The following is a 20,271-nucleotide window of genomic DNA, read 5'->3' as shown; positions in this document are numbered from 1 at the left end:
CGCGCCCGGAAACGGATTCCGAAGCAGGCCCCGGCCGATCCGGTTCAAGATCCGTTCCATCGGCGCGAGCGAGCGGTCGCGACGAGACGGCACCGGCCGAACGCGTCCGCGTCCTGCCGATGCCGTGCGTGGGTCGATCGGGATCGCCGGGGGCGAGGCCCCGGCGCGCGTGTCGGATCAGCCGTCGTTCTTGGTCAGCGAGATCGCGACGAAGCGGGTCACGCCCTTGCTGCTCTTCACCCGCATCAGCACCGCCTTGCGCCCGCTGGATTCGGCCGTGCGGATCTGCTCGGCGACCTCGGAGGGGCGGGTCACGCTCTTGCCGGCCACGTCGAGGATGACGTCGCCCTGCTCGATGCCCTTGGCGGCGGCCGGGCCGTCCGGATCGACCTGGACCACCGCGACGCCGCTGTCGGACAGGCCGACCTCCGCCGCCGGCGCCAGGCTCAGCCCGAGCCGCGGCTGGCCGCCGGCCATGCCGGTGTCCGAGGAGGCCACCTTCGACCCGTCGGTCGGGAGCGCGCCCAGCGTGATCGTCGCGTTGTCGGACTTGCCGCCGCGGAGATAGGCGATCTCAACCTTGGCGCCGGGCTTCAGCCCCGCGATCTTGCGGGACAGCTCCTTGGCGTCGTTGATCGGGTTGCCGTTGACCGACTCGATCACGTCGCCGGACTTGAGGCCGGCCTTGGCCGCCGGCGTGCCGTCCTCGGCGTGATCGATCAGGGCGCCCTTCGGCTTGGCCATGCCGAGCCCCTCGGCGATGTCCTGCGTCACCGGCTGGACCTGCACGCCGAGATAGCCGCGGGCGACCTTGCCGTCGGTCTTGAGCTGATCGACCACCGCCTGCACGGTCTCGGCGGGGATGGCGAAGGCGAGGCCGACGCTGCCGCCCGACGGCGAGGCGATGGCGGTGTTCACGCCCACGACCTCGCCGTTGACGTTGAAGGTCGGGCCGCCGGAATTGCCCTTGTTGATCGGCGCGTCGATCTGCAGGAAGTCGTCGTACGGGCCGGCGCCGATGTCGCGGCCGCGGGCCGAGACGATGCCGGCGGTCACCGTGCCGCCGAGGCCGAACGGGTTGCCGATCGCCACCACCCAGTCGCCGACCCGTGGGGCCGCCTTGCCGAACTGGACGTAGGGGTAGCTGCCGGAATCCTTGATCTTCAGGAGCGCGATGTCGGTCTTGGAATCCTTGCCGATCACCTTGGCGTCCAGCGTCCGGCCGTCATCGAGCGTCACCTGCACGGTCTTGGCGTGGTCGACGACGTGGTTGTTGGTCACGACGTAGCCGTCGGCGGAGATGATGAAGCCGGAGCCGACGGCGCCGCGCGGGCCCTGGTGCTGCGGCTGCATGCCGGGCGGTCCACCGTTCGGGCCGTTCTGGCCGAAGCGCTTGAAGAACTCGCGCAGCTGCGGCGGAACGTTCTGCAGGTTCTGGCCCTGCTGGCTGCTCGGGCCGTCCTCGTCGTCGCTGGACGCGGAGTCGTCGAGCTTCACCTTCACCGAGACGACGCCCGGCTTCACCTTGTCGACGATGTTGGCGAACGAGCCCGGCGGGTGCTCCGGCGCGGCGATCGGGGATTGCGGCAGCGCCTGGGCGAGGGCCGGCGTAGCGGCCGGCAGATAGCCGCTGCCGAGGGCGCCGCCCGCGATGAGGGCGGCGGCGGCGACCGAGGCCAGGGCCCGGCGGCTGGTGCGGGCGGTGGTGCGGGTCTGCGGAACGGACATGCGACAAGTCTCCGGGGACATCTTCGGCGCCGCCGGCTCGGCGGGCGATGACCCTGTCCTAAGGCCCGGCGCCTCACCCGCCCGTGACGGGCGCATTACCGTTTCGACAGGTTGGCCGGACGCCGCCGGGCCGACGACGGCGCGCGCAGCGTGGCGCGAGCGTCACGGGACCGCCGTCGCGCCGGAGCGCCATTCGAGATCGAGGATGAGCCCGCGCGGCAGCGTCGCGAGCACCGGCGCGACGGGCAGGCCGGCCGCGTTGACGAGGCCGGCGGTCCAGTGGTTGCACACGTTGGTCCAGGAGAACCGGCCTGCGCCCCGGTAGAACAGGCTCGGCCCATAGAGGCCGGGGCCGACGTCGACCGGATGGCCGTCGGCGAGCGCGAAGCCGGCTTCCAGCCGCGCGAGGAGCTTTTCCAGCCCGGCGGCCGAGACCGGGATCGCCAGGATGTCGGCGTGCGGAAAGCTCGCGCGTGGGTTCGCGTCGAGGCCGACCACCTGGATCACGCCGTCGCTGCCGCCGGGCGTGAACAGGGCGCCGAGCGCCAGCCGCCAGTCGAACTCCGCCAGCGTCGGCGTCGCCGCGTAGAACCGGGCCTCGCCCCAGCCGAACTCGAGCGTCGGGTAGGCGCGGAACCGCACGGCGATGTCGCGGAGCGCCGGCCCCGCCCCCGGCCCCGTCAGCGTCGCGACTGGAAGCGCGATCCCGCTGTGCCAGCCGTGGCTGACCACGTGGATCACCTGCGGCGCCGCCTCCGCGGGCGGATAGAGGGCCGGGTCGCCCGGCCGCGCCGTGAGGATCACGGCAAGGACGAGCGCTCCGACGATGCCGGCCAGCGCCTTCGCCAGCCGGCGCAAGGCTCAGGACGCCGGGTCGCTCAACCGCGCCAGCGCCTCCTGAAGCTTGGCCAGCCGCTCGGCCTCGGCCTCGCGCCGCTCGCGGCTCTCCTCGATCACCTCCTCGGGGGCGCGCGCCACGAAGTCGGCGTTCCCGAGCTTGCCGTCGAGCTTCCTGATCTCGCCCTCGGCCTTGGCGGCCTCCTTCTTCAGGCGCGCCACCTCGGCGCCGAGGTCGACGATGCCCTCCAGCGGCAGGGCCGCGACGCTGCCGCGGACCAGCAGTTGCACCGCGTTCTTCGGCGCGGCGTCGGCGAACCCGATCTCGGAGAGGCGGGCGAGGCGCACCAGCGTGTCGTGCCAGGCGCCGATCCGCGCCCGCACCGCCGCATCGGCCCCGACGATCACCAGCGGAACCTGCGCGCCGGCCGGCACCCCGGTCTCGGAGCGGGCCGAGCGCACCTCGGAGACGAGGTCGACCACGAAGCCGATCTCGGCCTCGGCCTCGGCATTCGCCAGCCCCGACAGGTCGGGCCAGGGCTGGAGCGTGAGCAGGCCGCGATCGGGCAGCGCCGCGCCCTTAATCGCCCACAGCTCCTCGGTGAGGAACGGCATGAACGGATGCAGCAGCTTCGCGATCTGGTCGATCAGGAAGGCGATGGTCGCTTGCGTCTCGCCCTTCAGCGCCGGGTCGACGCCCTCGCCCTGGAGCACGGGCTTGGCCAGCTCGATCGTCCAGTCGCAGAAGATGTTCCAGACGAAGCGGTAGGCGGCGGCCGCCGCGTCGTTGAAGCGGTAGGCCTCCAGAGCGGCGGTGACCTCGGCGACGGCACGCGCGGCCTCCCCGAGCGCCCAGCGGTTCAGCGGCTCCCGTACCGCCTTCGGATCGAAGGCGGGATCGAGGGCGCAGCCGTTCATCTCGGCGAAGCGCGCGGCGTTCCAGAGCTTCGTCGCGAAGTTGCGGTACCCTTCCACGCGGGCCGGGCTGAGCTTGATGTCGCGCCCCTGCGCGGCGAGCGCCGTCAGGGTGAAGCGCAGCGCGTCGGCGCCGTACTGGTCGATCAGCCCGAGCGGGTCGACGACGTTGCCCTTCGACTTCGACATCTTGGCGCCGGAGGCGTCGCGCACCAGCGTATGCAGGTAGACCGTGTCGAACGGGACCTCGTCGGTGACGTGCAGGCCGAGCATCATCATGCGGGCGACCCAGAAGAACAGGATGTCCTTGCCGGTCACCAGCGTGTTGGTCGGGTAGTAGCGCGCGAGCTCGGCGGTCTTCTCCGGCCAGCCCAGCGTCGAGAACGGCCACAGGGCGGAGGAGAACCAAGTGTCGAGGACGTCCTCGTCGCGGCGCAACGCGACCGGCGAGCCCTGCTTGGCCGCGGCCTGCGCCTCGGCTTCCGCCTCGCTGCCGGCGACGTAGATGCCACCCTCCGCGTCGTACCAGACCGGGATCTGGTGACCCCACCAGAGCTGGCGCGAGATGCACCACGGCTCGATGTTCTCGAGCCACTGGAAGAAGGTCTTCTCGGAATTCTCCGGCACGAAGCGCGTGCGCCCGTCGCGCACCGCCTGGAGCGCGCGCTCGGCCAGCGGCTTCACGTTCACGTACCACTGGTCGGTCAGGTAGGGCTCGATCACCACGCCCGAGCGGTCTCCGTGCGGGACGGCGTGGGTGTTGGCCTCGATCTCGCGCAGGCGGCCCGCCGCCTCCATCAGCGCGACGACGGCCTTGCGGGCCGCGAACCGGTCGAGGCCGTGGAGGGCCAGCGCCTCCGCATCCGGGTTCGCGTCGGCCAGGAAGTCGGCGTTGCCGTCGAGGGCGATCCGCGCCTCGCTGTCCAGGATGTTGATCGGGCGGCAGCCGTGGCGACGGCCGACCTCGAAGTCGTTGAAGTCGTGCGCCGGCGTGATCTTGACCGCGCCGGTGCCCTTCTCGGGATCGGAATAGTCGTCGGCGACGATCGGGATCAGGCGCCCGACCAGCGGCAGGCGCACGTGCTTGCCGACGAGCGCGGCGTAGCGCTCGTCCTCGGGGTGGACGGCGACGGCCGTGTCGCCGAGCATGGTCTCGGGGCGCGTCGTGGCGACCGTGATGATGTCGCCCGTCTCGATGCCGGCCGCGTCCACCACCGGATAGTCGAAGTGCCAGAGGTGGCCCTTCACCTCGACCTGCTGGACCTCGAGGTCCGAGATCGCGGTCTGGAACTTCGGGTCCCAGTTCACGAGGCGCTTGTCGCGGTAGATCAGCCCCTGCGCGTGCAGGTCGACGAACACCTTCGTGACCGCGCGGACCATCTGCTCGTCGGGCGCGCCGCGCTCGCCCATGGTGAAGCGCTCGCGCGACCAGTCGCAGGAGGCGCCGAGCCGCTTCAGCTGCGAGACGATCGCGCCGCCCGATTCCGCCTTCCAGGCCCACACCTTGTCGAGGAAGGCCGCGCGGCCGATCTCGCGGCGGCCCGGCTCCTGCGCCTCCATCATGCGGCGCTCGACCACCATCTGCGTGGCGATGCCGGCATGGTCCATGCCCGGCTGCCACAGCACGTCGCGGCCGCGCATCCGCTCGAAGCGGGCGAGGATGTCCTGCAGCGTGTTGTTGAGGGCGTGGCCGATATGCAGCGAGCCCGTCACGTTGGGCGGCGGGATGACGATGCAGTACGGCTCGGCACCGGCCCGGTCGGGCCGCCCGGCGCGGAACGCGTCGGCGCTCGTCCACGCGGCGCTGGCGCGCGCCTCGGCGCCGGCCGGGTCGAAGGTCTTGTCCATCATGGGCGGGCGATCGCGGGTCCGTCTCGAGAATTTCGAGCCCGCTTTCAACCCGTCACGGGCCTCCCGTCAACACGGGCGGCGACACGCGCGACCTCAGCGGCCGCGGGCGACCCGCTCGATCTCGACGCGCACCAGCCGCTCGACCATCACCGGCAGGTTGTCGTCGAGCCAGGCCTTGAGCATCGGCTTCAGCATGTCCTGGACGAGGTCTTCCAGGCTGCGCGCGTTCTGGCTCGACACCGTGTTGGCGAGCAGGTTGAAGGCCTGGTTGACGCTGGCGCCGGCCGCGGACGAGATCAGCCCGGGCTCCGGCGCGGGGTCGGGCCTGCGCGCCGGCTCCGGCGCGGCGGCCCGCGGCGCGGGGGCCGGCTCGGGCTCGGGCTCCGGCTCCATCGCGTCGAAATCGATCGCGTCGAAATCGAGCGTTTCGAGCTCCAGCGGCACCGGCTTGGCGGCCGGGCGCGGCGGCGGCGCGGGTTCTTCCATCTCGGCAAGGTCGAGCACGTCGTCGTTCTCGTGCGAGGGGGGGCGAACCGCGGCCGGCTCGGGCGGCTTCACCGCCTGATCGTCGGCGATGATCCGGCGGATCGACGCCAGGATCTCCTCCATGGAGGGCTCGTGCGCCTTCTCCGCCGCCTTGTCCTGGATCTTGGGGCTCGCTGCACTCATCCGGACGGCGCTCGAGAAGGTGGGAGGGACGAAAGACGGCTGTCGAATGGAGTATTCCACGCCGCGCGCACGCGACAAGCGCAGCCGGAGCACAGTCCTCGGGAAATCACCCGCCGGGCGCCGTTATTTCGCCTGCCCGTATTCCGCTTGCCCGCGCCCGCCCGAACCCTCGGGTCGCGGGCGCGAATCACGCCGCCTCAGCGGCCGTCCGGCGAGCGGACGCCGTACCAGAGGTCCTTGACCTGGTCGTAGTGGACCTTGGCGCTGTAGACCGCCACCGGCACCGCGGTGTAGCGCACCGTCAGCCGGCCGATCGCCTGGACCACGCCGTAGGAGAAGATCACCCGGTCGCGCTGGGCGGTGATCAGGTTCACGCGGGCATTGAGCAGTTCCTGCTGCGCGTTGAGCACGTCGAGGGTCGTGCGCTGCCCGACGCGGGCTTCCTCGCGGACGCCGTTCAGCGCGACCTCGTTGGCCTGGACCTGGGCCTGGGCGGCGATCACCTGCGCCTTGGCGGCCTCGAGCCGGCCCCAGAAGTCGACCACCTGCGCGCGGACCTGATCGCGGACGAGGTCGGCCTGGATGCGGGTCTGGCCGACGACTTCCTTCTGCTGGCGGATCTGCGCGTATTCCTGGCCGCCCTGGTACAGCGGGATCGTCACCCGCCCGACGATCGACGCCGACAAGAAGTTGTCGCCGGGGAAGGTCTGGTCGTAGCGCTGCTGCACGCTGCCCTGCAGGCCGACGGTCGGATACAGCGCGGCCTCGAGCACCTTGACCTGCGCCTCGGCCGCGTCGACCGCGTGCAGCGCCGAGAGGATCTGCGGATGCTCCTGCAGGCCGATCGCGATCGCCGAATCGAGGTTGGCCGGCACGTAGCGGTCGAGCGGGCGGCCCGGGGCGAGCTGGCGCGGCTCGACGCCGATGTTCTGGCGATAGGTGCCGATGCTGGTGCGCAGGGCCGATTCCGCGACGCTGACCTGCGAGCGGGCGCCGGCGAGGCGCGCCTCGGCCTGGGCGACGTCGGTGCGGGTGACCTCGCCGACGTTGAAGCGGTCGCGGGTCTGGCGGAGCTGCTCCTCCAGCACCTCGACGTTGTTGCGGTTCAGCTCCAGCGTCGCGGTGTTGCTGAGCACGTTCATGTAGGACTGCACGCCGCCGTACAGCACCGACATCTCGGTGGAGCGCAGGCTCTCGCGCTGGCTGTAGACGTTCGACTCGGCGCGGCGGGTGTTGTTGTCGGTCTGGAACCCGTTGAACAATGTCTGGTTTACGGTGAGGCCCGCACCGCCCGGCGTCGTCGTCTGCGCGAGCTGCGCTCCGGAGACGCGGCCTTCGAGGTACTGGGAGCCGATGTCGGCGCTGATGCTGGCGGTCGGGCGATAGCCGGACTTCGCGATCGCGACGCCCTCGTCGGTCGCGCGGACGCCGGCGCGGCTGGAGTTGAGCTGCGGGTTGCCGCCGTAGGCCTTGGCGAGCGCCGATTCCAGCGTCTCGGACGCTGCCGGACCGGCCGTCAGCCCGGCGGCGACGGCGAGGCCGGCCAGCCGAAGCGCGGGGCGCGTCGCAGGTTTGCGTTGTGTCACGTCGATCAGCCCTTGCGGTTTCTCGAAGACCATCTTGCCCGTCTTGCGACGGCCACGGCGCATGAGCGCCGGCCCGGTCACGCCCGCCCCGGGGCAGACCTTAACCCATTCACGAAGACGTGGCCCAGGGCGAGGACGGCCCATCCCTCGAATCGTCGGGACGTGGCGCATAAAAGCGACACCTCCCCCGCGCGATCGGAGCGCGGTTCCGAGAGCGCGCCAAGCGCTCAAAACGCGAAGCCGGCCTCTTCGCGGAACGCCGCCAGGCCCGGAAGCGCCGCGTCGAACAGCGGGCGTGCGCCGAAGGCGTCGCCGGCGCGGACGAATAGGGCCGCCTTGGCGGACTTGTCGCGACCGAGGACGCAGACGAGGCGGCCCTCGTCCTTCAGCTGGTCGAGCAGCGCCTGCGGGCGCACCTCGACGCGGCCGTTGATCAGGATCGCGTCGTACGGGCCGGCCTTCGGCAGGCCGGCGGCGAGGGGCCCCCCCACCACCTCGACCTGCGTCCCGTCGAGGCGCTCGCGCGCCGCCTCCGCCAGGGCGGGGTCCGATTCGAGGGCGGTGACCCGGCCGCCGAGGCGCGCCATCACGGCGGCGGCGTAGCCGTATCCGGTGCCGACATCGAGCGCCCGGACGCCGCCGCCGATGCGCAGCGCCTGGATCATCCGCGCGAGCAGCATCGAGGCCGGCATGTAGCGCAGGTCGCCGTCGCTGCCCCCGAGCTTCAGGTTCTGGTCGATGTAGGCGAAGGGCTCCGCCCCCGGCGGCACGAAGTTCTCGCGCGGCACCGCGTCGAACGCGTCCAGCACCGCGATGTCGTTCACGTCGAAGGTCCGGAGCTGGCAGTCGACCATCAGGCGTCGGGCCTGCGCGTAATCGAGCATGGAGACGGGTTCCTCGACGCGGTTCGAACGAGCCGGTTCCGCGAGACGCCCGCCGAGGCCGCGCTCACGCTTCCGGATCAGCCGGTTTCTCGGGGATCGGGTGCCAAAAGGCAAGGTTGCGCCGGGCGGGCCGCCGGCCCGCGAACCGGTTCGGCGAGACATCCGCGCCCGCTCGACACGCCGCAGCGGCGCCGGGATGCAATCGGTGGTGACGGTGCGGGGAACCTGTTTCCCGGGGCGCTCGCCTTCGCCGGTTGGAGCGTGAATAACGGATCCGATGACGAGCGGGGGCCGGCGCAACGCGCCGAGATCCCGCCGAGCCCGGGAGACGCCGCGTGACACCCGTCCTGAGCCGAAGCCTCGCCGCGCTGGCGTTGACGACCTGCCTGGCCGCGCAAGGCGCCCTGGCGCAGCAGCCGGCGAGCCCCGCCCCGGCTGCCGCCGCCCCCGCGGCCCCTGCCGTCGACAAGGGCTCCGCCCTCTACGGGCGCCCCGAGGGCGGGGACGCCGCCAAGCTCGCACCGATCTCCGGGCCGCCGCTCGCGACGCCGCTGGCGAAGCTCCCGCTCGACAAGCTGACGGTGCCCGACGGCTTCAAGATCGAGGTCTATGCCAGCGGGCTCGCCAACGCCCGCTCGATGCGCCAGAGCCCGGACGGGACTCTGTTCGTCGGCACCCGCGCGGTCGGCAAGGTCTACGCGATCCCGGCGAAGGTCGGGCCTGACGGCAAGCGCGAGGTCAAGACCATCGCCACCGGCCTGCACCGGCCGAACGGGCTCGCGTTCCACGACGGATCTCTGTTCGTGGCCGAGCTCTCGAAGATCTGGCGCTACGACGGCATCGAGGCGCATCTCGACGAGGTGCCGAAGCCGGTGCTGGTCTACGACGACCTGCCCAAGGACGAGGCCCACGGCTGGAAGTTCATCGCCATCGGCCCCGACGACAAGCTCTACGTCCCGGTCGGATCGCCCGGCAACATCACGATGCCCCCCGACACCCACGCCCAGATCCGGCGGATGGACCTCGACGGCAAGAACGTCGAGGTGATCGCCCGCGGGGTGCGCAACACCGTTGGCTTCGACTGGAACCCGATCACGAAGCAGCTGTGGTTCACCGACAACGGCCGCGACTGGGTGTCGGAGGACATCCCGAACGACGAGCTCAACGTGCTGACCGAGCCGGGCAAGCAGCATTTCGGCTTCCCGTACTGCCACCAGGGTACCTTCACCGATCCGGAATACGGCTGGGGCCATTCCTGCGCCGAGTTCACGGCGCCGGCGGCGCTGCTGGGCCCCCACACCGCCTCGCTCGGCCTGCGCTTCTACACCGGCGCCAAGTTCCCGGCGGACTACAGGAACGCGATGTTCATCGCCCGGCACGGCTCGTGGAACCGCACGCGCAAGCTCGGCGGCGACGTGGTGGTGGCCCGCCTCGGTTCCGACGGCAAGGTCGCCTCGGTGGAGCCGTTCCTCTCCGGCTTCCTGCAGGACAACAAGTATGTCGGCCGCCCCGTCGACGTGCTGGTGGCCGACGACGGGGCGCTCCTGGTCTCGGACGACTACAACGGCGCGATCTACCGGATCAGCGCCGCGCAATGAGCCGCGCGATCGCCCCGGCCCTCCTCCTCGCGACGCTCCTCCTCGGGACGGCGACGTCCGCCCCGCTGGGGGAGCGGCTGGCGCCCTGCCTCGCCTGCCACGGCGAGCGCGGCACCTCCGGGACCGAGGGCGTGCCCTCGCTCGGCGGGCAGATGCCCGACTACGTCGTCACGCAGCTGTTCCAGTTCCGGGAGCGGCAGCGCGAGGCGCCGCCGATGAACGACATGGCGTCGGCTTTGTCCGACGACGACCTGCGCGGCTTCGCCGACGCGGTGGGCGCCCTGCCCGCACCGGTCCCTGCCGGCGGCCCGCCCGATCCGGCACTCCTCGCGCGGGCGCAGGCGCTGGTGTCCAAGCACCAGTGCAAGTCCTGCCACGGGGCCGAGCTGACCGGGCGCGACGCGCTCCCGCGCATCCGCGGCCAGCGCGAGGACTACCTCAAGGCGGCGCTCACGGCGTATCGCTCGAACGCCCGGCCCGGCTACGACCCGGCGATGAACGAGGTCGCGCAGACGCTGAAGGACGACGAGATCGCCGACCTCGCCGCCTACATCGCGCGGCTCTGAGCGAGGCTTCAGCCGGTGCGGATCGCCGCGACCGCCCCGCGGGCCGTGGCGAGGAAGCCCGGCTTCAGCTCGAGGGCGAGGAAGCGGGCCGGGTCGACCGGGCCGGGCAGGACCAGATGCTCGGCCGGCACCGGCGAGAACCCGAACCGGGCATAGAACGGCGCGTCGCCGACCAGGATCACCAGGCCCTCACCGGCCGCCGTCGCCGCGGCGAGGCTCGCCCGCATCAGCGCCGTGCCGACGCCGCGCCCGGAGAAGCTCGGATCGACGGCGAGCGGCCCCAGCGCGAGGAAGCCGGCGCCGCCGGCCGTCACCGGCGCCATCCGCACCGAGCCGACGAGGAAGCTGCCGACCGAGGCCGTGACGCTGAGGTCGGCCCGGTGCGCCGAGCCCTCGCGCAGCCGGAACGCGGTGCGCGCGTAGCGCCCGGGCCCGAAGGCGCGGGCGTGCAGACGCTCGATGGCGTCGCCATCGTCGGGGTTCTCGGGGCGGATGACGAGGGAGAGGGCTGGCACGAGGTTCGGCGTAACAGGTTTCGACGGCGCCCGCAGCCGCTACGCGGCGGCGGCGAGAACGGGCTGCGCGTCGCTCCGCACCAGCCGGTAGAACCCGAACGCGGCGACCCAGATCAGGCCGCCGAAGGCCGCAGCCGTCCCGAGCACGAGGCCGAAGCCGCCACGGTCGTGCAGCAGGGCGATCAGGGGCACCACGAAGCCGCTCGCGGTGAAGCCCACGAAGTAGCGCAGGCTGTAGGCCTTCGCGCGCTGGTGCGCCGGGACGTAGCGCGCGATCATCGCGTCGTTGATGACGACCTGCCCGTAGATCGCGGCGATCGCCAGCACCAGCCCGAGCAGCAACAGGGGGCCGGAGGACGCCGCCGCGAGGCCGAGGCCGAGCGGCTGCAGCACCGACAGGCCGAGGAACAGGCTCGGCAGGCCGAAGCGGTCGACGAGGCGGCCCATCAGCAGCTGGGTCAGCGCGCCGAAGACGAAGACCGCGGTGGCGATCGAGCCGATCAGGGTCAGCGACAGGGCCTGCCCGACGCCCTCGTCGATCACCTTCGGCAGCGAGATCGTGGTGACGTTGAAGGTGATGCCGCCGGCGAAGATCGCCACGCCGAACATCGCCAGAAGCGCCATCGGCCGCGTCACCGGGATGATTGCCGCCCCGCCGGCCTTGCGCGCCTCGCCGTCCCCGTCCCCCGGCACCATCGCGACGAAGGCGGTGCCGCAGGCGAGGCACACGAGGCCGGGCACCACGAAGGCGGCCTGCCAGCCGAGCGTCGTGGCGAGCAGTGCCGTCGCGCCCGAGGCGCTGGCGGCGCCGAAATTGCCCCAGACCCCGTTGATGCCGAGGTCGTGCCCGAGGCGCCGCGCGTGGGTGACCAGCATGGTCGAGCCGACCGGGTGGTAGATCGCCGAGGCGAGGCCGAGCACGCACAGCCAGACCGCGAACGCGGTCGGCGTCGCGGCGCTGGCGACCCCGAGGCAGGACAGCCCGTAGCCGAAGAAGAACACAGCGAGCATGTTGCGCCGCCCGAAACGGTCGGCGAGCGAGCCCATCGGCAGCGAGCACAGCCCGAAGGCGACGAAGGCGCCGGTCGCGAGCCCGATCAGCTCGCCGTAGCCGAGGCCGGTCTGGCTCGCGATGGCGATCACCGCGGTCGGGTAGATCAGCAGCACGAAGTGGTCGAGGGCGTGCGCCACGTTGACGAAGCGCAGGGTGCGGCTGGAGAGATCGTCCGGGCTCATCGCGGCGTATCCTTCGGGACCGCCGCCTCATACCCTGACCCGATGGACGGTGTCGGGCCGCAAATATACGCTGCCGGGCCATTCTTCGACGCGCCCGTGCAGGCGCGGGCGGGGAGCGACCCGTTGCGAGGATGCGCCATGCCGCCGCGCTCGACCGATGCCGCCGACTACCAGGACGTGCCCCGGTCGGTCGCGGTGATGCCCAAGGCCTTCGCCGCCGCGAGCCGGACCGATCGGCACTTCCACCCGCGCGCGCAGCTGCTCTACGCCACCGCCGGGTTGATGATGGCCTCGGCCGACGACGGCACCTGGGTCGTGCCCGAGGGGCACGCGCTGCTGATCCCGCCGCGGCTGCCGCATGCGGTCGCGATGCACGGGGCGGTGGCGATGTGCTCGGCCTATCTCGATCCGCGCGCCTTCGCCGTCCCGGATCGCTGCCGGGTGATCGCGGTGTCGCCGCTCCTCGTCGCGGCGCTGGCGGCGCTCGCCGAGGAGCCGGTGCTCTACGACGAGGCCGGCCGCGGCGGGCATCTCGCCGCCCTGGTCCTCGACGAGATCGGCCGGGCCCCGGAGACGCCGCTGGCGCTTCCGCTGCCGCGCGACGCGCGCCTGCGCCGGGTCTGCCTCGGGCTGATCGAGGATCCGGGCTCGGCCGACGACCTCGATGCCTGGGCGACGCGCGCGGGCGCGAGCCGGCGCACGCTGACCCGCGGGTTCCGCCAGGAGACCGGTCTCAGCTTCGGCGATTGGCGCGCTCGGGCGCGGGTGATCCGCGCGCTGGCCCTCGCCGCCGACGGCCGCCCGGCCGGGCACGTCGCGGCGGCGGTGGGGTATCGCAGCCGCCACGCGCTGCGCGCGACGGTCGGGCGGGTGCTGGGCCCGCACGGCGCGCGGCCCCATATCCCCGGCTGATCAGCCGGAGGCCGATGGGCATGCTCTACGAACTCGCCGCGCTCTCATGCCCCCTGAACGCGCTCGATCGCGCCTCCGAGGGGGCGGCGGCCTGGGTCGGCGCGCCCGAGGCCGGCGGCAGCGTGCTCGGGAGCTGGCGCACGGAGATCGGGATGCTCGGCCGGCTCCTGGTCCTGCGCGGCTTCGAGGCGCCGGAGGCCATGAGCGCCGAGCGCCGTCGCGCCCTCATGAGCGCGAGCCCGTTCAACGCCGGCGGCGTCGCGACCGCCCTGGAGATGGACAGCTACGCAGCCTTCCCGTTCCTGCCGCCGGTGCGCACCGGCGCCCGCGGCGGCGTCTACGAGTTCCGCACCTACCGCCTGAAGCCGGGCGGCCTGCCGCCGACGCTCGACGCCTGGGAGGCGGCCGTGCCGCCGGCCAAGCCCTACACCGACCACCTCGTGATTAACCTGTACGCGCTCGACGGCGCGCCGCGGATCACCCACATCTGGGGCTTCCCGAGCCTTGGGGAGCGGGCGTCCCTGCGCCGCGCGGCGCAGGGCTCGGGGCACTGGCCGCCGAAGGGCGGCCCCGACCACATCGCCGAGGCCGTCTCCAGCATCGGCCTCCCCGAGGCCTGGTCGCCGCTGACCTGATCGTTGCCGCTCAGGTGGCGCGGGCGGAAAAGTCGATGCGCGGGTCGATCCAGACGTAGATCAGGTCGGAGAGCAGGTTCACCGCCAGCCCGAGCAGCGAGAAGATGTACAGGGTGGCGAACACCACCGGATAATCGCGCCCGACGATCGCCCGGAACGATAGCTCGCCGAGGCCGTCGAGCGAGAAGATCGTCTCGATCAGCAGCGAGCCGGTGAAGAAGGCCGAGATGAACGCGCCGGGAAAGCCCGCGATGACGATCAGCATCGCGTTGCGGAAGACGTGGCCGTAGAGCACCCGTCGCTCCGACAGGCCCTTCATCCGCGCGGTGAGCACGTACTGCTTGCGGATCTCGTCGAGGAACGAGTTCTTGGTCAGCAGCGTCGAGGTCGCGAAGGCGCCGATCACCAGGGCGGTCAGCGGCAGCACCATGTGCCAGGCGTAGTCGCCGATCTTCTGCCAGGTCGAGAACGTCTCCCAGCCCTCGCTGGTCAGCCCGCGCAGGGGGAACCACTGGAAGAACGAGCCGCCGGAAAACAGGATGATCAGCATCAGCCCGAACATGAAGCCCGGCACGGAGTAGCCGACGATGACGACGAACGAGGTCCAGCGGTCGAAGCGGGCCCCGTCGGAGACCGCCTTGCGGATGCCCAGCGGGATCGAGATCGCGTAGGACAGGAGCGTCATCCACAGGCCGAGCGAGATCGAGACCGGCAGCCGCTCCTTGATCAGCTCGATGACGGTGACGTCGCGAAAGTAGCTGCGGCCGAAATCGAAGCGGACGTAGTCCCACAGCATCTTGGCAAAGCGCTCGGGCGCCGGCTTGTCGAAGCCGAACTGCTTCTCGAGCTTTGCGATGAAGTCGGGGCTCAGCCCCTGCGCCCCGCGGTAGCGCGAGCTCGCCTCGCCGCCCGAGGCCGGCCGGCTCGCGCCGCCGAGGTCGCCGGTGCCGCCGGTGACGCGCGAGAGCGTGCCGTCGCCCTGCCCCTGCATCTGCGCGAGCACCCGCTCCACCGGCCCGCCCGGGGCGAACTGCACGATGGTGAAGGTGATCAGCATGATCCCGAACAGGGTCGGGATCATCAGGCCGATGCGGCGCAGGATGTAGCCGAGCAACGAAGGTGTCTCCTGTGTCGCCGACGCCCCGAGGGCCGGGGCTCGGCGGTCCGGCGCCGCGCGTCAGTTCCGGCCGATCCGCTTGGCCTTGTCGGCGTCGAACCACCACACGGCCGGGGCGCCGAGATCGTATTTCGGGCCCTCCGCCGGATGGCCGTAGACGTCCCAGAGCGCGAGCTTGTGCGTGCTGGCATACCACATCGGCACCCAGTAGCGCCCGGCGCGCAGCACCCGGTCGAGCGCCCGGCACGCGGCGTTCAAGGCGTCGCGGGATTTCGCGTCGGCGATGGCGGTGAGCAGCGCGTCGATCGCCGGGTTCGCGATGCCCGACAGGTTGTTGGAGCCCGCCGTGGCGGCCGAGCGCGAGCCGTAGGTCTCGCGCAGCTCTGCCCCGGGCGTGACGCCGCTGGCGTAGCGCCGCGAGGTCATGTCGAAGTCGAAGTCCTTGAGACGCGACTGGTATTGCGAGGCGTCGACCGTGCGGATCGTCGCCTTGATCCCGAGCAGGCCGAGGTTGCGGATGAAGGGATGGGTATGCGGCTCCAGCGCCGGGCTCGAATCGAGGAACTCGATCTCGAACGGCTTGCCGCCGGGCAGCGTGAGCAGGCCGCCGTCGCGGGTGCAGCCGGCCTCGCGCAGCAGCGCGTCGGCCCGCCGCAGCAGCGTGCGGTCCTGCCCCGACCCGTCCGAGACCGGCGGCGTCCACGGCTCGCCGAACACCTCCGCCGGCAGGTCCTTGCGCAGGGGCTCGAGCAGCGCCAGCTCGTCCGGGGACGGCGTGCCGGTCGCCTTCAGGACGGAGTTCTCGAAGAACGAGGCCGTGCGCGTGTAGGCGCCGAACATGATGTTCTTGTTCGTCCACTCGAAGTCGAAACACAGGCCGATCGCCTCGCGCACCCGCGGATCGCGGAACTGGGGCCGGCGGGTGTTGATCCACCAGCCCTGCGTGCCGGAGGGACGGGCATCCGGCACGGTGGTGCGCACCACGCGGCCCTCTGTCGCCGCCGGGAAGTCGTAGCCGGTGGCCCAGACCCGCGCGGTGAACTCCTCGCGGAAGGTGAAGGCGCCGCCCTTGAACGCCTCGAAGGCGACGTTGCGATCGCGGAAATACTCGTACCGGATCGCATCGAAGTTGTTCTGCCCGACCATCACCGGAAGGTCCGCGGCCCAGTAGTCGCGCACCCGCTCGAACTCGATCGCGCGGCCGACATCGACGCGGCCGACCTGGTACGGCCCCGAGCCGAGCGGAGGCTCGAGGCTGGAGGCCGCGAAGTCGCGCTTGGCGTAGTAGGCCGCCGAGAAGATCGGCAGCTGCGCCACGGCGAGCGGCAGGTCGCGGGCGCGGCCGGGGGCGAAGCTGACGACGACGGTCTCGTCGTCGAGCGCCCGCGCATCCGTCATGTCCCGGATCACCTCCGAGATTTCCGGGTGGCCCTTCTCGCGCAGCAGTGTGAGGCTGAAGGCGACGTCCTTCGCGGTCAGCTTGGAGCCGTCGTGGAACCGCGCCTGCGGGCGCAGGGCGAAGGTGTAGGCCAGCCCGTCCTCGGACACCGTCACCGCGCGCGCCACGAGGCCGTAGAGCGCGTCCGGCTCGTCCAGCGCCCGCACCATCAGGCTGTCGAAGGTGAGGTTCATGCCGGCGGCCCCCTCCCCCTGCAGCACGTAGGCGTTCAGGGTGTTGAAGGTGTCGGGCGCCTGGTTTCCGAAGGTCTGGCTCAGCTGCGACGAGAAGCGGCCGCCCTTGGGCGCCATCGGGTTCACGTAGTCGAAGCGCTGGAAGTCCTTGGGGTATTTCAGCTCGCCGAAGCTCGACAGGCCGTGCGAAGCTTGGCTTTCCGCGGCCGCCGCGCGGGGAAGGGCCACGCCGGCCGTCAGCGCGCCCGCGCCGAGGACCAGGGTGCGGCGGGAGACGCCGCTCAACGCGGCGCCCCGGTCTTGGCGGCCGCCGCCGCGTCGTACCACCAGGTCGTCGGGAAGCCGGACGAGCCGTAGAGCGGCAGCACGGCGGGGTGCGCGAAGCGGTTCCAGCGCACCGTCCGCGAGACGTTCGAGGCCCATTGCGGCACGACGAACTCGTGGGCGAGCAGCACCCGGTCGAGGGCGTGGGTCGCCGTCAGGACGCCCGGTCGGTCCTTGGCGAAGATCACCGTCTCGATCAGCGCGTCGATCGCGGGATCCTTGATGCCGATGAGGTTGCGCGAGCCCGGCTTGTCGGCGGAGGCCGAGCCCCAGAACTCGCGCTGCTCGTTGCCGGGGGAAAGCGATTCCGGCCAGGAGCCGGTGGTGACGTCGAACTCGAAGTTGCGCATCCGGTTCTGGTACTGCGCCTGGTCGATCACCCGCAGGGTGGTGCCGATGCCGATGAGCTTCAGCTGCGCCGAGAACGGCAGGATCACCCGCTCGAAGGTGTTCTGGAACTCGAGGAACTCGACGGTGAGCGGCTCGCCCGTGGCCTTGTTCACCATCCGGCCGTCGCGCTGCTCGTAGCCGGCCTCGCGCAGCAGGCGCACCGCCTCGCGCAGGTTCGTGCGCACGGCTTCGGGCGTGTCGCTCACGGGGTTCTTGTAGGGCGCGGTGAAGACGGAGGGCGGCACCTTGTCCTTCACCGTCTCCAGCAGCGCCTTCTCCTCGCCCTCGGGAAGGCCGGAGGCGGCGAGCTCGGAGCCGTAGAAGTACGAGTCGATGCGCTTGTAGAGGCCGTAGAACAGGGCCCGGTTCATCTCCTCGAAGTTCATCGCGAGGTTGAAGGCGCGCCGCACCCGCGGGTCCTTGAACTTGTCCCTGCGCGTGTTGAAGATGAACGCCTGCATGTTGCCGTTGCCGCGATCGGGGAAGGCCTCCTTGATCAGGCGCCCGTCCTTCACCGCGGGGACGTCGTCGTAGGCGGTGGCCCAGTTGCGTGCGATGTTCTCGACGCGGAAATCGTAGAGGTCGCCCTTCAGCGCCTCCACGAGCACCGTCCCGTCGCGAAAGTACTCGTAGCGCTGGGTACCGAAGTTGTTGCGCCCCGCATTCACGGGCAGGTCCTTGCCCCAGTAGTCGGCGACGCGGACGTAGGTCGCCGAGCGGCCGGGATCGAATTTTTCCAGCTTGTACGGGCCGGAGCCGAGCGGCGGCTCCAGCGTCGTCTCCGTGACGTTGCGCGGGCGCCCCTGCGCATCCTTGCCCGTCCACCAGTGCTTGGGCAGCACGCGCAGCTGCCCGATCACCTGCGGCAGCTCGCGGTTGCCGGTCTCGGAGAAGGTGAAGGTCACCTCGCGCGGGCCCGTGGCCTCGGCCTTGGCCACGGTCTGGTAGTAGGCGGCGTAGAACGGGCTGCTCGCCTTGAAGGTCTCGAACGACCAGACCACGTCCTCGGGGGTGATCGCGACGCCGTCGTGCCACTTCGCGGTCTCGCGCAGGCGGTAGGTCACCGAGCCGAGGTCGGGCGCGACGCGCAGCGCCTCGGCGAGCAGCCCGTAGGAGGTGAAGGGCTCGTCCAGCGACTCGGTGGTGAGCGTGTCGTAGAGCAGCGCGATCCCGCCCTCCAGGTCGCCCTTCAGGCCCGAGACCACGAGGTTGAAGTTGTCGAACCCGCCCTGCGCCCCGAGGCGCACGAGGCCACCCTTGGGGGCTGCTGGGTCGGCGTAGTCGAAATGCTTGAAGTCCGGGCCGTATTTCGGCTGGCCCATCAGCGTCACCGCGTGCACCCAGCCGGCACCCGCCGCCGGCGGCGCAGGCTCGGATTGCGCGCCCGCGGGTCCTGCGAGGCAGGCGAACGCCAGGGCGGCCAAGGTGCCTGCGAACAATCGTCCGATCACGGGATGCGCTGTCACGAGGGGGCAGTCTCCGGTTCGTCGGTGATCGGCCGTTCGGCGGGCCGTTCCCGCCTGCTTAGGACGGACCGCACCGCCACGCCAACCCGGCGCGTCCGCGCACGCCCTGCCGGCCCGGTGACAACCCGACGGCCTCCGGCGCGTTGGAGGCGATCAGGACAGGAACACCGATGCCGAGCATCCGCCACGACACCATCCCGCTGAATGGCCTCGACATGCACGTTGCCAGGCTCGGCAGCGGCCCGCCGCTGCTGCTGCTTCACGGCTGGCCGGAATTCTGGCTGACCTGGGAGCCGGTGATGGCGCGGCTGTCGGACCGCTTCACCTGCATCGCGCCGGACCTGCGCGGCTTCGGCGCGACCGGGAAGCCCGATGCGGCGCCGAACGACGGGGTCGGCGTCAAGGTCCACGCGCAGGACATCCTCGCCCTCCTCGACGCGCTCGGCGTCGCCCGCGTCGGCGTGGTTTCGCACGACGTCGGCGCCTACGTCGCGCAGGGGCTCGGGCACATGGCGCCGGAGCGGCTGCGGAAGCTGTTCTTCTTCGACTGCCCCTACGGCGGCATCGGCCCGCGCCTCGGCGCGCCCGAGAAGCTGCGCGAGATCTGGTACCAGTCCTTCCACCTGATGCCCTACGCGGCCGATCTCGTCGGCTCTTCGCGGGAGGCCTGCCGGACCTATATCGGCGGCATCCTGCGGCACTGGTCCGGCCCGAACCCGCACGCCTTCGACGACGTGCTCGACGCCTTCGTCGACAACTTCCTCACGCCCGGCAACCTGCAGGGCGGGTTCGACTGGTATCTCAGCCAGAACGAAGGGCGGCTCGCGATGATCCGCGGCGAGGCGCCCGCGCCGAAGCCCATCGCGGTCCCGACCTGCATCCGCTGGGGCGATTCCTCGCCGCTCTTCCCCTACGCCTGGACCGACCGCCTGCCGGACTATTTTTCTAACCTCGACCTCGCGCCGTTCCCCGGCGCGGCGCACTTCCCGCATCGGGAGAAGCCCGACGCGGCAGCGGCCGAGATCGCGCGGTTCTTTTCGGATCTGCGCGGCTGAGCGGCTGCTGAGGTGATCCTCGGCGCGAGCAGGAGTGAAGCCACCGCCTCTTCCCTCCCCCTCTGCGGGGGAGGGTGGCCCGCGTAGCGTGTCGGGAGAGGGGAGCGCGTTGTCCGGAGAGGCCGCGCCCCTCTCCCGACCCTCCCCGACGCGAGCCCCACCCTCCCCCGCCGGGGGGGCCGGGAAACGCGCTGATGCTGCGATATCGACGCGAGAACCCGCGCCCTCCGCCCCCCGCCCGCGCCGGCCTTCCACCCGCCACATCGCCCGCACGGCCGCGGCCAGCAGCGCCCGGGCTGCCAGCCCGACCGCCAGGGGAGCCCCCTCGGCGCCTCGGATCACCGCGCTGCCGCTC

The 20,271-nt window shown here is 71.6% G+C and carries 16 protein-coding genes; 5 read left to right on the top strand and 11 right to left on the bottom strand.

Annotated elements, in window-relative coordinates:
* Positions 1-177 precede the first annotated feature (177 nt).
* The 6 genes from MKK55_RS20995 to MKK55_RS20970 all read right to left on the bottom strand — a co-directional run bounded on the left by MKK55_RS20995 (position 178) and on the right by MKK55_RS20970 (position 8,470).
* On the bottom strand, positions 178-1,728 hold the full coding sequence (locus tag MKK55_RS20995) for a Do family serine endopeptidase (RefSeq protein WP_243937478.1): 1,551 nt from the start codon (positions 1,726-1,728) through the stop codon (positions 178-180).
* 162 nt (positions 1,729-1,890) lie between these two features.
* On the bottom strand, positions 1,891-2,586 hold the full coding sequence (locus MKK55_RS20990) for a DUF2459 domain-containing protein (protein ID WP_243937477.1): 696 nt from the start codon (positions 2,584-2,586) through the stop codon (positions 1,891-1,893).
* Between the two features lie 3 nt (positions 2,587-2,589).
* Complete coding sequence (locus tag MKK55_RS20985; protein WP_243937475.1) at positions 2,590-5,331, bottom strand: valine--tRNA ligase; 2,742 nt, start codon at positions 5,329-5,331, stop codon at positions 2,590-2,592.
* Positions 5,332-5,424: 93 nt separating this feature from the next.
* The gene (locus tag MKK55_RS20980; RefSeq protein WP_187276683.1) at positions 5,425-6,000 is read right to left on the bottom strand and encodes a PopZ family protein; all 576 of its coding nucleotides are present in this window, start codon (positions 5,998-6,000) and stop codon (positions 5,425-5,427) included.
* 197 nt (positions 6,001-6,197) lie between these two features.
* Positions 6,198-7,619, bottom strand: coding sequence for a TolC family outer membrane protein (locus MKK55_RS20975; RefSeq protein WP_147844490.1), 1,422 nt, complete (start codon positions 7,617-7,619; stop codon positions 6,198-6,200).
* Between the two features lie 194 nt (positions 7,620-7,813).
* Positions 7,814-8,470: a protein-L-isoaspartate O-methyltransferase family protein gene (locus tag MKK55_RS20970; RefSeq protein ID WP_243937473.1), complete on the bottom strand. Its 657-nt coding sequence runs from the start codon at positions 8,468-8,470 to the stop codon at positions 7,814-7,816.
* Between the two features lie 335 nt (positions 8,471-8,805).
* Between MKK55_RS20970 and MKK55_RS20965 the strand changes: the two genes are divergently transcribed.
* Positions 8,806-10,068, top strand: coding sequence for a PQQ-dependent sugar dehydrogenase (locus MKK55_RS20965; RefSeq protein ID WP_409566099.1), 1,263 nt, complete (start codon positions 8,806-8,808; stop codon positions 10,066-10,068).
* Positions 10,065-10,634 (top strand): c-type cytochrome, encoded by a 570-nt coding sequence (locus MKK55_RS20960; RefSeq protein WP_243937472.1) that lies wholly within the window; start codon positions 10,065-10,067, stop codon positions 10,632-10,634. Before MKK55_RS20965 ends, MKK55_RS20960 begins: the two co-directional genes overlap by 4 nt.
* Positions 10,635-10,642: 8 nt before the next feature.
* Here the strand turns inward: MKK55_RS20960 and MKK55_RS20955 are convergent, their stop codons facing one another.
* Both MKK55_RS20955 and MKK55_RS20950 read right to left on the bottom strand, forming a co-directional pair.
* Entirely contained in the window at positions 10,643-11,149 is a 507-nt protein-coding gene (locus tag MKK55_RS20955; RefSeq protein ID WP_243937471.1) for a GNAT family N-acetyltransferase, read from the bottom strand.
* 39 nt (positions 11,150-11,188) lie between these two features.
* Entirely contained in the window at positions 11,189-12,385 is a 1,197-nt protein-coding gene (locus MKK55_RS20950) for an MFS transporter (RefSeq protein ID WP_243937470.1), read from the bottom strand.
* 138 nt (positions 12,386-12,523) lie between these two features.
* On the opposite strand from MKK55_RS20950, the gene MKK55_RS20945 reads away from it, so the two are divergent.
* A complete protein-coding gene (locus MKK55_RS20945; protein ID WP_147860107.1) occupies positions 12,524-13,297 on the top strand; it encodes a helix-turn-helix domain-containing protein in 774 nt (257 codons plus the stop codon).
* A 20-nt stretch (positions 13,298-13,317) separates the two neighbouring features.
* The gene (locus MKK55_RS20940) at positions 13,318-13,932 is read left to right on the top strand and encodes an NIPSNAP family protein (protein WP_243937469.1); all 615 of its coding nucleotides are present in this window, start codon (positions 13,318-13,320) and stop codon (positions 13,930-13,932) included.
* A 10-nt stretch (positions 13,933-13,942) separates the two neighbouring features.
* Here MKK55_RS20940 and MKK55_RS20935 read toward each other — a convergent pair whose 3' ends face one another.
* The 3 genes from MKK55_RS20935 to MKK55_RS20925 form a co-directional block, all read right to left on the bottom strand.
* The gene (locus MKK55_RS20935) at positions 13,943-15,046 is read right to left on the bottom strand and encodes a microcin C ABC transporter permease YejB (RefSeq protein ID WP_147843590.1); all 1,104 of its coding nucleotides are present in this window, start codon (positions 15,044-15,046) and stop codon (positions 13,943-13,945) included.
* A gap of 63 nt (positions 15,047-15,109) precedes the next feature.
* Complete coding sequence (locus MKK55_RS20930) at positions 15,110-16,966, bottom strand: extracellular solute-binding protein (RefSeq protein WP_243937468.1); 1,857 nt, start codon at positions 16,964-16,966, stop codon at positions 15,110-15,112.
* Positions 16,963-18,861, bottom strand: coding sequence for an extracellular solute-binding protein (locus tag MKK55_RS20925; protein ID WP_243937467.1), 1,899 nt, complete (start codon positions 18,859-18,861; stop codon positions 16,963-16,965). Before MKK55_RS20925 ends, MKK55_RS20930 begins: the two co-directional genes overlap by 4 nt.
* A gap of 170 nt (positions 18,862-19,031) precedes the next feature.
* On the opposite strand from MKK55_RS20925, the gene MKK55_RS20920 reads away from it, so the two are divergent.
* Entirely contained in the window at positions 19,032-19,916 is an 885-nt protein-coding gene (locus MKK55_RS20920) for an alpha/beta fold hydrolase (RefSeq protein ID WP_243937466.1), read from the top strand.
* The last annotated feature ends 355 nt before the right edge of the window (positions 19,917-20,271 follow it).

This window comes from Methylobacterium sp. J-059 (assembly GCF_022829485.1).
GTDB lineage: Bacteria > Pseudomonadota > Alphaproteobacteria > Rhizobiales > Beijerinckiaceae > Methylobacterium.
Note: the sequence above shows the minus strand (reverse complement) of the source record. Positions and strands in the feature narration are given on the sequence as shown.

Bases quoted from the DNA above. Each gene is read 5' to 3' on its own strand.
- MKK55_RS20995 (WP_243937478.1), bottom strand. From the start codon at position 1,728: ATGTCCGTTCCGCAGACCCGCACCACCGCCCGCACCAGCCGCCGGGCC.
- MKK55_RS20970 (WP_243937473.1), bottom strand. From the start codon at position 8,470: ATGCTCGATTACGCGCAGGCCCGACGCCTGATGGTCGACTGCCAGCTC.
- MKK55_RS20950 (WP_243937470.1), bottom strand. From the start codon at position 12,385: ATGAGCCCGGACGATCTCTCCAGCCGCACCCTGCGCTTCGTCAACGTG.
- MKK55_RS20960 (WP_243937472.1), top strand. From the start codon at position 10,065: ATGAGCCGCGCGATCGCCCCGGCCCTCCTCCTCGCGACGCTCCTCCTC.
- MKK55_RS20920 (WP_243937466.1), top strand. From the start codon at position 19,032: ATGCCGAGCATCCGCCACGACACCATCCCGCTGAATGGCCTCGACATG.
- MKK55_RS20985 (WP_243937475.1), bottom strand. From the start codon at position 5,331: ATGATGGACAAGACCTTCGACCCGGCCGGCGCCGAGGCGCGCGCCAGC.
- MKK55_RS20945 (WP_147860107.1), top strand. From the start codon at position 12,524: ATGCCGCCGCGCTCGACCGATGCCGCCGACTACCAGGACGTGCCCCGG.
- MKK55_RS20940 (WP_243937469.1), top strand. From the start codon at position 13,318: ATGCTCTACGAACTCGCCGCGCTCTCATGCCCCCTGAACGCGCTCGAT.
- MKK55_RS20975 (WP_147844490.1), bottom strand. From the start codon at position 7,619: ATGGTCTTCGAGAAACCGCAAGGGCTGATCGACGTGACACAACGCAAA.
- MKK55_RS20980 (WP_187276683.1), bottom strand. From the start codon at position 6,000: ATGAGTGCAGCGAGCCCCAAGATCCAGGACAAGGCGGCGGAGAAGGCG.